The following is a 12,746-nucleotide window of genomic DNA, read 5'->3' as shown; positions in this document are numbered from 1 at the left end:
AACGTCAGTTGATGATGTCGCGGCGTTAATGTTGCAAGCGATAAAAGTTTAAATTGGTAAATAGATGGTAAATGTTGTTTTACCGGGCCAGCTTTCAACGTCGATTTTTCCGTTGTGCTGATCAATTAAATTTTGTGAAATTGATAACCCAAGTCCTGTCCCACCCTCGCGCCCCGTGATCATTGGGTAGAATAAGGTATCAAGCAGTTCAGAAGAGATTCCAGGGCCGTTGTCGATGATCTCTATACGTGCACTGAGTTTGTGCCTTTGGCCGTGTATATTGGCTTGATGCACCGTTCTGGTGCGAATGGTGATGGTTGGGTGTTCGATTTTATGTTCAGTTAGAATTTGAGCCGCATTACTAATGATATTGAGCAGTGCTTGCTCGATTTGGTCGGCATCAACCAAGATATCTGGCAGGCTCGGGTCGTAATCTCGTTCAATCGCAATGGCATGTTGGGATTCTAGCTCTACCAGCTGACGCGCTTTTTCAATAATAGAGTGCAAATTCTCTGGCTGTTTCTTTCCTGGCTTTTGAGGGCCAAGTAAACGATCAACTAACGCTCTTAGTCGATCTGCTTGCTCTATTATTATTTGGGTGTATTCGGTCAGGTTGGGATCTGGCAGCATACGTTCAAGCAGTTGCGCTGCCCCTCGTAACCCACCTAGCGGGTTTTTGATTTCATGAGCTAAACCTCGAACCAGTAATTTTGCCGCTTGCTGCTGCGCATGTTGATTCAGCTCTTGAGATAAGCGGCGCTGCTGACCAATCTTTCTCATTTCGACGAGCAGCATGAGCTCTTTTTTCCACGATAGTGGGCTAACGGTGACTTCTAACATTAGAGGCTTTCCGTCGACAACAAAGGTAACGTCACTATCAGTAATGCTTTGACCGCTCTGTAATGGCTGAGAAAGCAGTGCTAAATCCATAGAGGCGTGCTGAATGAGCTTTGAGAGTGGCTGATCAACAATTCGTTTGGCACTTTGAGTGAAGAGTTGTTCGGCGGCAGGGTTGGCATACCTTACCGTTAGGGACTCGTCGAGCATTAATGTTGCTGTAACAACATTATCTAATATGGCATTACTTAACTCTACGTTACTTTGCTCTAAGCTCACAGCCTCATCCTTGTGTCTCTGGAAATCATCAATGCACCAATATGGTGCGCTATGTTTCCAGTATGGCGCATAGGAGCATCAAGAGAAAGTGAAAATGGGCTATGTCATGCGTTTCAAGCCAATTTTGAGCTACTTAATCGAAGCTCGGTGTAAATGCACCGTTATAGTACTGGATGATGCAATAAGCTTGCCGTCTCTAAATGCTTGAATTGAAATAGTATGAGTCCCTCGATCGATGTTTTTTAATTGCCATTTTCCAGTGGTGTTTGGGGCTCCATAGCGGGAGTCATTGAAGAGCAATTGTAGATGTTCATCGACCGAAAGCTTGCGATTCTGCTGGGCAGCGATATTGAAATTTCCTGTGTTGCTGCGAATGGTTTGATCGTGTTGTGGAGATTGAAAGGAGAGCGATAAAGGCTCAGGCCTTGCTGTGGGCTTTTTCTTTTTTTCATTGGCCTTAGGCGTGCCTGATGGGTCGGTTGGGAGGTTTTCAAATGATGGTGCAGGCGCTGAGGCTTGATGGTCTGGTAAAGTGAGCGTTTTTGCACGCTTCGCATTTTTGCTTGCCGTAGGAGAATCACTAAAGTGCAGGACGCCATTTTCATCTTCCCAGGTATAAACAGTCTGGGAAAATGCAGCTGTGGGCGCGATCAAGGTAGATACGATCATGAGTGAAGTGGCTAGACGTAATGAGAGTTGCCAAAAATAAGTAAGAAGTCGCTTTGTCATCACCAGTCCCTTTAATTAATCAACTGGTTGAGTATGTTAAAGGGTGATAACTAAAGCCTAAATAGAAAAAAGGCCCACCTGCGAGGTGAGCCTAAATAACTAGATACTTCAATTACATATTACACATTTATTTGTGAAATATGGGCTGAGGTTATACAGAGTAGTAAAGTTCAAACTCAAGTGGGTGAGTTGTCATGTTTACGCGCTCTACATCTTGAGACTTAAGTGCGATGTATGAATCGATGAAGTCATCAGAGTATACGCCGCCAGCTGTTAAGAACTCACGATCTTCATCAAGAGCTTTTAGTGCAACTTCTAGAGATTCTGCAACTGTTGGGATTTCTGCTGCTTCTTCTGCTGGAAGGTCGTACAAGTCTTTGTCCATCGCTTCGCCTGGGTGGATCTTGTTCTTAATTCCGTCAAGACCAGCCATTAGCATTGCTGAGTAACATAGGTACGGGTTCGCCGCTGGGTCACCAAAACGTAGCTCGATACGACGTGCTTTAGGGCTTGGTACCACTGGGATACGGATAGAAGCAGAACGGTTACGTGCAGAGTATGCAAGCATTACTGGTGCTTCGAAGCCTGGTACAAGACGTTTGTACGAGTTCGTTGATGGGTTAGCAAATGCGTTGATTGCGCGAGCGTGCTTGATAACACCACCGATGTAGTAGATAGCCATTTCAGATAGGCCACCGTACTTATCACCAGCGAATAGGTTAACACCGTCTTTCGCTAGAGATTGGTGAACGTGCATACCAGAACCGTTATCACCAACAAGTGGCTTAGGCATGAATGTCGCTGTCTTACCAAATGCATGAGCAACGTTGTGTACAACGTACTTGTAGATTTGAGTTTCATCAGCTTTCGTTGTTAGCGTGTTGAAGCGAGTTGCGATTTCGTTTTGACCCGCCGTCGCTACTTCGTGGTGGTGCGCTTCAACAACAAGACCCATCTCTTCCATGATTAGACACATAGCAGAACGGATATCTTGAGATGAATCAACAGGAGCTACTGGGAAGTAACCACCTTTAACGCCAGGACGGTGACCTTTGTTACCGCCTTCAACTTCAGAACCTGTGTTCCAAGCGGCTTCGATGTCGTCAATCTTGAAGAAAGAACCTGACATGTCAGTGTTGAATTTAACGTCGTCAAATAGGAAGAACTCTGGCTCAGGACCGATAAGAACTGTATCTGCGATACCTGTTGAACGCATGTACTCTTCCGAGCGTTTAGCGATTGAACGTGGGTCACGATCGTAGCCTTGCATTGTAGCAGGCTCTAAAATATCACAACGGATATTTAGTGTTGAATCTTCTGTGAATGGGTCAAGAACAGCTGATGATGCATCCGGCATCATTACCATGTCTGATTCGTTGATGCCTTTCCAGCCAGCAACTGAAGAACCATCGAACATCTTACCTTCTTCGAAGAAATCTGCGTCAACTTGGTGAGATGGTAGAGAGATATGCTGCTCTTTACCTTTTGTATCGGTAAAACGTAGGTCAACAAACTTAACTTCGTTTTCTTGGATCAGCGATAGAACGTTTTCTACTGACATCTTGGATAACCTCCAGTGTAATTAAAGCGGTATTGGCTCGATTGTGTGCTTAACTTAACTAAGCATGAAATCCAGCATTGATTAATTTGGTTTCAATAGTATTAATCGATGCTTATTTCCATAAAGCTATTATCGTGCCAAAAAAATTAATCCATTAATTTCAATGTATTATGTGATTGCTGAAGGTGGAATAACTATCTATTGCACCAAAATGATCCTTTGTTGCACCTAAGTGGTGCGAATTAATTGATGGTGCACCAATATGAATCAAACAGCAGAGGTTATTCAGCCAATATTTACCGTAGATGTCAATCGTAATAATGTGTACCTGATTGTAATTTGTCCCAAATCAACTCCTCTTCTAGTCTTATATGAAAGGAATTCGCTGTGATAGATCACATATTTCTGGGATTTTTCCTAGAATCTGGTACATTACGGACGTTTTTTTAATCAAATAAAGCAATGCTCATTAAATATACGATTTAAGAGGGTTGTTTCTTTTATAAGTGAATCAGAATCCATGGCTACTCCACAGATTGATAAGTTAAGAAATATCGCGATCATCGCGCACGTTGACCACGGCAAAACAACACTGGTTGATAAATTGCTACAGCAGTCAGGTACGCTTGAGTCTCGCGGTGAAGCTGAAGAGCGAGTCATGGACTCGAACGACATCGAAAAAGAGCGTGGCATTACCATTCTTGCTAAGAACACAGCAATTAACTGGAATGACTACCGCATCAACATCGTAGATACTCCGGGACACGCGGACTTCGGTGGTGAAGTTGAGCGTATCATGTCAATGGTAGACTCTGTTCTACTGATCGTTGACGCGGTTGATGGCCCAATGCCTCAAACTCGTTTCGTAACACAAAAAGCATTCGCACACGGCCTTAAGCCAATCGTTGTTATCAACAAGATTGACCGCCCTGGTGCTCGTCCTGATTGGGTTATGGACCAAATATTCGACTTATTCGACAACCTAGGTGCAACCGATGAGCAACTAGACTTCACAACGGTTTACGCATCAGCACTTAATGGCTGGGCAACAATGGAAGAAGGCGTTGTTGGCGAAGACATGGAACCACTATTCCAAGCGGTTGTTGATACGGTAGAAGCCCCTAAAGTTGACCTAGACGGTCCACTTCAAATGCAAGTTTCTCAACTAGACTACAGCTCTTACGTTGGCGTTATCGGCGTATGTCGTGTAACTCGCGGTAGCATTAAGCCAAACCAGCAAGTAACAATTGTGAATGCTGAAGGCAAGAAGCGTAACGGTAAAGTGGGTACGGTTCTAGGTTACCTAGGTCTTGAGCGTCACGAAGTTGAACAAGCTAATGCTGGTGACATCATTGCAATCACGGGTCTTGGTGAGCTGAAAATTTCAGACACTATCTGTGATGTAAACAATGTTGAAGCGATGGAACCACTGTCTGTTGATGAACCAACAGTAACAATGACTTTCCAAGTAAACACTTCTCCGTTCGCAGGTAAAGAAGGTAAGTTCGTTACTTCACGTAACATTCTTGAGCGTCTTGAGAAAGAATTGGTACACAACGTTGCACTACGTGTTGAAGAGACTGACAGCCCAGACCGTTTCCGCGTATCGGGTCGTGGTGAACTTCACCTTTCGATTCTTATCGAAAACATGCGTCGTGAAGGCTTTGAGCTAGCGGTATCTCGTCCTGAAGTAATCATCAAAGAAGAAGATGGTCAACTAATGGAACCGTTTGAAACGGTAACGATTGATGTTGTTGAAGAGCACCAAGGTGCAATCATGGAAAGCATCGGTCTACGTAAAGGTGAGCTAACTGATATGGCTCCAGATGGTAAAGGCCGTGTTCGCATGGACTTTATGATGCCTTCTCGTGGTCTTATCGGCTTCCAAACTGAATTCCTAACAATGACGTCTGGTTCTGGTCTTATTTACCACTCATACGATCACTACGGCCCACACAAAGGCGGCGTAATTGGTCAACGTAACAACGGTGTACTTGTTTCAAACGGTACAGGTAAAGCACTGACTTACGCACTGTTCTTCCTTCAAGCTCGTGGTCGTCTATTTGCTGAGCACGCAGACGAAGTTTATGAAGGTCAAGTAATCGGTATTCATAACCGTTCTAACGATCTAACAGTTAACTGTTTGAAAGGTAAGCAGCTAACCAACGTTCGTGCATCTGGTACAGATGAAGCACAGGTTCTTTCGCCGCCTATTCGTCATACGCTTGAGCAAGCGCTTGAGTTTATCGACGAAGATGAGCTAGTAGAAGTAACACCAGAGAACGTTCGTATCCGTAAGAAACTTCTTACTGAAAACGAACGTAAGCGTGCAGCACGTCCAGCTAAAGACGCTTAATAACAGCTTGCTTAACTGCTTAATGCAGTAACGGTTAAGCCTTAGAAAGGGTGAGAAGAGTTCTTCTTGCCCTTTTTTGTATCTGGCGATCACCTCATGGAGAAGAAAATGAAGCCGATCATTATTTCTGGTGGCCCTGGGGCGGGAAAAACCACCTTGATAAACGCGCTAGCTGAACGTGGCTATCAAACGCATACAGAGAGCTCTAGACAACTTATAGAGCAGCAGAGCCAACTAGAGCATGGAATATTGCCATGGACGAACTTAGCGGGCTTTGCAGAGCTTTGCTTGGAAGTCATGGGCAAGCAAAAACAAGCAGCCATTGATTCAAACTCACTTTCTTTTATGGATCGTGCCATTCCTGATATTTGTGCTTACTTGAAACAGGGAAAACTGGATGTTTCAGAGCGATTTGTACAAGGGTGCTGTGACTATCATCCACACGTGTTCCTGTGTAAGCCTGAGTTCTCGATTTACGTGCAAGATGACGTACGACCTTACCCATTTGAAGAGGCCATTGATATTCACAATCAGCTGCATGATACCTATGTTGAGTTAGGTTTTGAGGTGGTGGATGTACCGTGGGGAAGTGTTGAGCAGAGAGTAAACTTTATTGAAAACGAGCTTTGATGGCGTTTAATCTTACTTGCTGACTTTTATAAAGATATAAATCGATAAAGATCAGTATATTAGAGCTAATAGAGTGATCGAGTGCTTATTATTTCATCGATGATGAAACTTCTCAGTTTTTTTGCGCCAGCCTGAATGGGGTTTCTTGCGTGAATAAAGCCAGCCATTGCAGGTAAAAACAGTGCAATAACTGGCTTTTTAGTCATCGTCCCTTTTAGCCTTAGGACCTTTAGTCATCAGTACTATTGAGCTAACTCAATGTTCTTTATTTGAAACTTAAACCCTGCTTGAGTTGCGCTCCAAGAGGGGAGAAGCGCAATTGGAGTATTGACCTTTTCGATATCCAAAGAGCCATTGTTAAGATCTTTAATTGGCGTAACGACATGATGCCACTCACCTGTTGGATAGTTATCTCGTGGCAATAGGTAATCGTCTCCAGGCCCCTCTTCAGACTCTATTTTAAAGACCAAACCATGTGTAGGATTTTCCCCATCATTGGCTGGTTGACCATAGCTCTCAATAAAGAGATCAAAGGAAAGTGTCCCTTCTTGATAAAGGCTAAGGTTTTGAGTCGGTCCTTTTACAAATACGATGCCTTTATAGCTTTCTGGGCTACTCGCGTCATACTCGACATGAATGGTTGTCTCATCTCCGGATACGCTTTTAGTGTAGAAAACATGCCCATCGATACCTTGCCAATCATCGGTGTTGGTTTTCCAGTCAGCCATATCAGGCCATTGTTCAGTGACATCAACCTTAGGTTTATTTAATGGTGGTAGTGTCTCTCCTTGTAACATGTCGCAGCTTAATGCGTCTTCAGCCGGATCGATCGATTTTGGAACAAAACGAATTTCACCGAGATTAAATTTGATTTCCTCACTGCTATTTGAATAGAGCAAGAACGCACTGTTTAAGTTAGGAAAAACCATACCTTCTTCCGCTAAACAGGCTAACGGTATTTTGATTGTTTCCCAGTTTGGAATAGTAGGGTCACTAGGCTTAGGAAGAACCGGACCAAGCTTTAGCTCCCCATGGCAAGGCCATTCACAGTGCATCGACAAAATAAAATCATCAGGTGCTGTGGTCTTCATATCAATATCAAACTGAAGCGTGGAATCAGCGTTGAGGTATGCGTTTTTATCGACGCCTTGTTCATCGTAAGTCTGCATGTAGATTTGACGAGCGCCTTCACCGTAGAAAGTCACCTCTAATGCATCTTGTTGGTGGTTGTAGTTGATTGGTCGCGTTTTTATATTCCCAATGTCCGTTTCAGAGCCACTTGAGATATCAACGTTTGACCATCCAGTGGTTTCACCGCCAAGGCGAGCAATGAACTCTCCACTGCTTGATCGACCAAAAATCTCTAGGTTGTCTGTTGCGACCGCATCATCGGGCTTGTCTTGACCACAACCAAAGTCTCTAGGATCTAAAGGAAGGTTGTTAAGGTCCTGTTCTGAAGCGGGCGAATTTGATCCAGAAGCATAGCTAAGTCCATAACTGTATGGGAAGAGTGGCTTATGTTCACCATTGATATCCTGCTCCATATCCGGTGTTTGGTAGTCGGGGATATTGGGTGCATGTCGGTTGATGGTGGTGGAACATTTTAGCTTAGGCCATGAATAAGAGAGGCTTCCAGAAAAGTCAGCCCCGTCTTTAGCGAACAGCACATCAGTGATGCCTCCTGCTTCCGTACCGGGTAACCAAGCCGCCACGAATGAGTCTGAAAGATTAATCTCTTCATTAACGTAAAGAGGTCGACCTGAATAGAAAACTGAGACAATCGGTAATTTCGCACTATTTAGCTCTTTGATGAGCTCTAGATCTTTTCCATAGCGAGATTTTAGCGTTGAGTATTCAAGTGTTTGGTGTCTCTTAATGTCCCCAAACATTTCGGCGTATGGGTCTTCACCGAAGACCACGAGGGCAATCGTTTCGTCATCCGCCAAGGAGATATCGGTGATCACATTTTCGTCGCCTACGACGTCTTTCATCGCCATTAAGAGAGTTTGAGCGCCGGGGAAGTCTCGGTCGATCTCATTTTCTGTGCCTTGCCAGGTTAAGCTCCAGCCACCCGTTTGTTTTTGGATACTATTCGCCGCGCTGCCCACAACAAGGTACTTCTTGTCTTTTTTCAGTGGCAGAAGATCGTTATTTTTGAGTAGAACAAGAGATTCACTTACCGCCTGGCGAGCAAGTTCTCGGTGCGCATCGGCCCCAAGAATGTCTTGATCTCCAGCATAGGTACGCAGTGATGGCTGTGGCTTCTCCCACAGTTGAGCACGCATTTTAACTCTTAGAATGCGAGTCACAGCATCATCAATACGTTCCATTGGAATAATGCCTTCGTTGACTTGTTCGATTACGTTGCGGTAGAAAGCTTGCCAGTCATTTCGGGCGGTCACCATGAATACATCGTTACCCGCATTGACGGCTTCAGGGCAGTTGGCTGAGCTACAACCATTGATTTCACCTTGGCCATTCCAGTCGGTTACTATGATGCCATCAAAGCCCATTTTTTCTTTTAGAATGTCATTGAGTAAGTATTTACTGCCATGAAGTTTGTAGTTGTATTCGCCTGTTCCTGTCTGGTCGTAGTTCGCCTCATCGTGCCACGAGTTAAATGAGCTCATCACAACTTGTGCACCTGCATCGAGCCCTGAGAAATAACCCGTCGCGTGAATGTTGCGTAGATACTCTTCTGTGGAATGGTTCTCACCACGGTCAACCCCTTCAAAGGTACCGCCGTCACCAACCCAGTGTTTTACGTTGGAGATAACATAACGATCGCTCTTAATGCCATTTTTACCACCTTGCAGGCCTTGAACCATTTTGGCCGCGTATTGGTGAATGACCTCAGGATCTTCAGAGTACCCTTCATAGACCCGACCCCATCGATAATCACGAGGTGCAGCGACGGTTGGTGCAAAAGTCCAGTCTAACCCTGTCGCCACGACCTCTTTGGCTGTGGCTTGACCTATTTGCTCAATAAGGTCTGGGTTTCGAGCGGCACCTAGGCCAATATTGTGTGGGAAAACAGTCGCACGAAAGACGTTGTTATGGCCGTGAACGGCATCTGTTGCCCAGATAAAAGGGATATCAAAGCCGCGTTCGGCATACGCTTCTTTTAGAGCAAGCCAATATTTATCAGACTCTTTTGCCCAATCATCGGCTGTCGCGTACTTATTTTCACTTGGCCAACTCCCGCCACCGTTGAGCAGTGAGCCTAATTTATATTGCTTGGCTTCTTCCGGTGTTACTTCTTGAAGATTGGGTTGGATCATCTGACCTACTTTCTCTTCTAGAGTCATCTTGGCTAGGATTTTAGCGACTCGATTCTCAATGCCAGGGTTTTCTTTAATTAGGCTGTTAATCTCAGGCCACTGTTCAAAGTAGGGCAATTGACTCTTTTCTGTGTCGGCATAGCTGGTGGAGTGTAGAAACAGCGCTGACGAAATCAGGGTACTAATGAGTGTTTTTCTATACGTCATAGATAGTCCTTCAATATCCGTATTTAATCGTGAAAATAGGTAACTTCACGATGATGAGGGTTGTTGTTCTACGGGGGATATCATCAGTAGATAGAATTGTTGCGGGCTTTTTTGTGATTTATAGCGTTGTTTAGCCAGTACTTTTGAGTTGTTTATAGCCTTGGGCTGATAATCACGAATATCCGTTTGTCGTGAAACAAATACAGAAAATGAATGGTTTTGAGTGCGAGTTCGTGGCTCAAAATGCAACTAGAGCGATTGAGTGTTGGGATTATCTCTATTCAACGATAGCGGCTGTGGTTTATGCTTAGGTACATTAAACGTTTGAATATTTCTTTGTTGTAAGTGACATGGATTAAAAGTACTAGGGATAGTTGTAGTGGAATTGAACGTAATCGCGCATAAAGCGCTTCACTTTTTTCGATACTTGTTAACTAGAATGCAGCACGATCGCGTTAATGTGAATGCGGGGTATTTAACTTATATTACCTTACTCTCTATCGTTCCTATGCTTACTGTATTGTTATCGGTGCTCTCTTCGTTCGCACTGTTTGCTTCCGCTGGTGACGTCATTCAAGACTTTGTTATTACGCACTTTGTACCTGCAGCTGGCGATGCCGTAAAAGGGGCGTTGGCTGAGTTTATTGCCAATACAGGGAAAATGACCGCAGTGGGTGGTCTGTTTCTGTTTGTTGCGGCATTGATGCTGATCTCTAATATCGATAAGAATCTAAATTTTATCTGGCGTGTGACTGAGAAGCGCCGCCCCGTTTTCTCTTTTTCAATGTACTGGATGGTATTAACACTTGGCCCTATCTTAGTCGGGGCCAGTATTGCCGCAACTTCGTACATTACCTCTTTGAAAATTATCGACAGCGAAGCGATTACTGGGGTTTATAATTTACTGTTACGTTGGCTGCCATTCTTGTTGTCATTTTTTGCCTTTATCGTTTTGTATCTCCTCGTTCCAAATAAAAAAGTGTTGTTTAAACACGCCGTAGTAGGTGCGATTGTCGCTGCCATCTTGTTTGAATTGAGTAAGAAAGGATTTGCGGCCTACATTACCCATTTCCCTTCTTATCAACTGATCTACGGTGCACTTGCGGCAATTCCCATTTTATTTGTCTGGGTCTACTTATGCTGGTTGATCGTTTTAGTCGGTGCAGAAGTGACTGCAGCACTAGGGGAAGAGAGCCAGTGGTCACAAGATTCAGAGATGCTACAATCAGGCGCTATTGATGTTGATAACGTTCAAAGTATTGAACAAGAGAAAGGAAAAGAGTGTGATTGCGCTGATTCAGAGAGTAAGCGAAGCCGCAGTAAAGGTTGATGGTGAAGTTGTCGGGGAAATCGACCAAGGCTTATTAGTATTGCTTGGTGTCGAAAAGGACGATGATGAAGCGAAAGCAAAGCGCTTAATGGAACGTGTTACTACCTATCGTGTCTTTAGTGACGACGAAGGGAAAATGAACCTTAATGTGAAACAAATTGACGGTAAGGTGTTGGTTGTTTCTCAATTTACGTTGCCTGCTGATACGAAAAAAGGCACGAGAGCGGGCTTTTCTCGTGGGGCACATCCTGCTGATGCTGAGCGTTTGTACGATTACTTTTCTGATCAATGTGAAGCGGTATTACCCACAGAACGAGGCCGATTTGCTGCGGATATGAAAGTGTCTTTGGTCAACGATGGCCCTGTGACATTCTGGTTGCAGGTCTAATTTGAGATGTGAAGAAGCGGTTAACTTTAAACCGCGTGTTATGTTATTAGAATCTCGCGATAGCATCGCAATGTATGGGATACACAGAGCAAGCCACTAATTGATAGAGATAGAAAAACCTACGAACAGAGAAAGAAGAGATAAACTCAGCGGATCCATAAAAATAATAACGACCGCAGAACCATTCAATAGACAAGCGTCTACATGCTAGGAAGAGCTCAATGTTCAAACTAATTACCCCTAAAACAGATAACCAGCTGAATAAGTATTATCACTTCCGCTGGCAGATGTTACGTGAGCCATGGCAAATGCCGCTTGGTTCAGAGCGCGATGAATTTGATTCAACGAGCCATCACCGCATGATTGTCGATGGTCGTGGGCGACCTATGGCGATTGGGCGTTTGTATATTACCCCGGATGATGAAGGCCAAGTTCGCTATATGGCGGTGAAAAGCAATCGTCGTGATAAAGGTATGGGTTCGTTGCTGTTGGTGGCACTAGAGTCGTTAGCTCGCCAAGAGGGGGTAAAGCGACTGGTCTGTAATGCGCGTGAAGACGCCATCTCATTCTATGAAAAAAACCATTTTGAGCGTCGTGGGGAGTTAACTGATCAGCGTGGGCCTATGCGTCATCAGCAGATGGTGAAAACCTTAGACCCAATGGCAAATGTGCTAAGAAAGCCTGAATGGTGTACCGAGCTTCAAGAGCGCTGGGAGAACCAGATCCCAATTAGCGACAAGATGGGTATCAAGATTAACCAATATACGGGTTATCAGTTCGAGTGTAGCGCGCAGTTAAACCCAAATTTGAATCCTCATAACACGATGTTTGCAGGGTCGGCGTTTACGCTTGCAACCTTAACGGGGTGGGGGATGACTTGGTTACTGCTAAAAGAGCGAGGTCTAGAAGGAGACATTGTGTTAGCCGACAGTCGAATTCGTTATCGACACCCTGTTGAGCACAACCCCGTTGCCAGTACCTCATTAGATGGTATTAGTGGTGATTTGGATAGACTAGCATCGGGTCGTAAGGCAAGGATTGCAATTAACGTTACCATTTATAGTGGTGATAAGCCGGCGGTCGAGTTTATCGGAACCTACATGCTGTTGCCGAACTATGAATCGTCATTATCAAAATAGAGATAATAT

10 protein-coding genes are annotated in these 12,746 nt (G+C 44.4%); 5 read left to right on the top strand and 5 right to left on the bottom strand.

What is annotated here, in order from left to right; all coding sequences use genetic code 11:
* Positions 1-48: 48 nt before the first annotated feature.
* The 3 genes from glnL to glnA form a co-directional block, all read right to left on the bottom strand.
* Positions 49-1,116 (bottom strand): nitrogen regulation protein NR(II), encoded by a 1,068-nt coding sequence (gene glnL / locus KP803_RS08590; RefSeq protein WP_427916934.1) that lies wholly within the window; start codon positions 1,114-1,116, stop codon positions 49-51.
* Between the two features lie 129 nt (positions 1,117-1,245).
* Positions 1,246-1,845: a DUF4124 domain-containing protein gene (locus KP803_RS08585; protein WP_427916933.1), complete on the bottom strand. Its 600-nt coding sequence runs from the start codon at positions 1,843-1,845 to the stop codon at positions 1,246-1,248.
* A gap of 151 nt (positions 1,846-1,996) precedes the next feature.
* A complete protein-coding gene (gene glnA / locus KP803_RS08580; RefSeq protein WP_248008412.1) occupies positions 1,997-3,406 on the bottom strand; it encodes a glutamate--ammonia ligase in 1,410 nt (469 codons plus the stop codon).
* Between the two features lie 520 nt (positions 3,407-3,926).
* Here glnA and typA point away from each other — a divergent pair.
* Positions 3,927-5,762, top strand: coding sequence for a translational GTPase TypA (gene typA, locus KP803_RS08575; RefSeq protein WP_248008411.1), 1,836 nt, complete (start codon positions 3,927-3,929; stop codon positions 5,760-5,762).
* A gap of 108 nt (positions 5,763-5,870) precedes the next feature.
* On the top strand, positions 5,871-6,392 hold the full coding sequence (locus KP803_RS08570) for an AAA family ATPase (protein ID WP_248008410.1): 522 nt from the start codon (positions 5,871-5,873) through the stop codon (positions 6,390-6,392).
* 65 nt (positions 6,393-6,457) lie between these two features.
* On the opposite strand, the gene KP803_RS08565 is transcribed toward KP803_RS08570, so the two are convergent.
* Together KP803_RS08565 and KP803_RS08560 are read right to left on the bottom strand one after the other, a co-directional pair.
* Positions 6,458-6,598 carry a hypothetical protein gene (locus tag KP803_RS08565; RefSeq protein WP_248008409.1) on the bottom strand — a complete coding sequence of 47 codons (141 nt, stop codon included), beginning with the start codon at positions 6,596-6,598 and terminating at the stop codon, positions 6,458-6,460.
* A gap of 36 nt (positions 6,599-6,634) precedes the next feature.
* Positions 6,635-9,880 (bottom strand): glycoside hydrolase family 3 protein, encoded by a 3,246-nt coding sequence (locus KP803_RS08560; RefSeq protein WP_248008408.1) that lies wholly within the window; start codon positions 9,878-9,880, stop codon positions 6,635-6,637.
* Between the two features lie 439 nt (positions 9,881-10,319).
* Between KP803_RS08560 and KP803_RS08555 the strand changes: the two genes are divergently transcribed.
* The 3 genes from KP803_RS08555 to KP803_RS08545 all read left to right on the top strand — a co-directional run bounded on the left by KP803_RS08555 (position 10,320) and on the right by KP803_RS08545 (position 12,737).
* Positions 10,320-11,210 (top strand): virulence factor BrkB family protein, encoded by an 891-nt coding sequence (locus tag KP803_RS08555; RefSeq protein ID WP_248008466.1) that lies wholly within the window; start codon positions 10,320-10,322, stop codon positions 11,208-11,210.
* Entirely contained in the window at positions 11,164-11,598 is a 435-nt protein-coding gene (gene dtd, locus KP803_RS08550; RefSeq protein WP_248008407.1) for a D-aminoacyl-tRNA deacylase, read from the top strand. Before KP803_RS08555 ends, dtd begins: the two co-directional genes overlap by 47 nt.
* 221 nt (positions 11,599-11,819) lie before the next feature.
* Entirely contained in the window at positions 11,820-12,737 is a 918-nt protein-coding gene (locus tag KP803_RS08545; protein WP_248008406.1) for a bifunctional GNAT family N-acetyltransferase/hotdog fold thioesterase, read from the top strand.
* Positions 12,738-12,746 lie beyond the last annotated feature (9 nt).

This window comes from Vibrio amylolyticus, assembly GCF_023145695.1.
GTDB lineage: Bacteria > Pseudomonadota > Gammaproteobacteria > Enterobacterales > Vibrionaceae > Vibrio > Vibrio amylolyticus.
This window is presented reverse-complemented; position numbering and strand designations above follow the sequence as displayed.

What these genes read in the sequence shown, in the direction of transcription:
- KP803_RS08585 (WP_427916933.1), bottom strand. Translation starts at nt 1,845, where the DNA reads ATGACAAAGCGACTTCTTACTTATTTTTGGCAACTCTCATTACGTCTA.
- glnA (WP_248008412.1), bottom strand. Translation starts at nt 3,406, where the DNA reads ATGTCAGTAGAAAACGTTCTATCGCTGATCCAAGAAAACGAAGTTAAG.
- typA (WP_248008411.1), top strand. Translation starts at nt 3,927, where the DNA reads ATGGCTACTCCACAGATTGATAAGTTAAGAAATATCGCGATCATCGCG.
- KP803_RS08570 (WP_248008410.1), top strand. Translation starts at nt 5,871, where the DNA reads ATGAAGCCGATCATTATTTCTGGTGGCCCTGGGGCGGGAAAAACCACC.
- KP803_RS08565 (WP_248008409.1), bottom strand. Translation starts at nt 6,598, where the DNA reads ATGACTAAAAAGCCAGTTATTGCACTGTTTTTACCTGCAATGGCTGGC.
- KP803_RS08560 (WP_248008408.1), bottom strand. Translation starts at nt 9,880, where the DNA reads ATGACGTATAGAAAAACACTCATTAGTACCCTGATTTCGTCAGCGCTG.
- KP803_RS08555 (WP_248008466.1), top strand. Translation starts at nt 10,320, where the DNA reads ATGCAGCACGATCGCGTTAATGTGAATGCGGGGTATTTAACTTATATT.
- KP803_RS08545 (WP_248008406.1), top strand. Translation starts at nt 11,820, where the DNA reads ATGTTCAAACTAATTACCCCTAAAACAGATAACCAGCTGAATAAGTAT.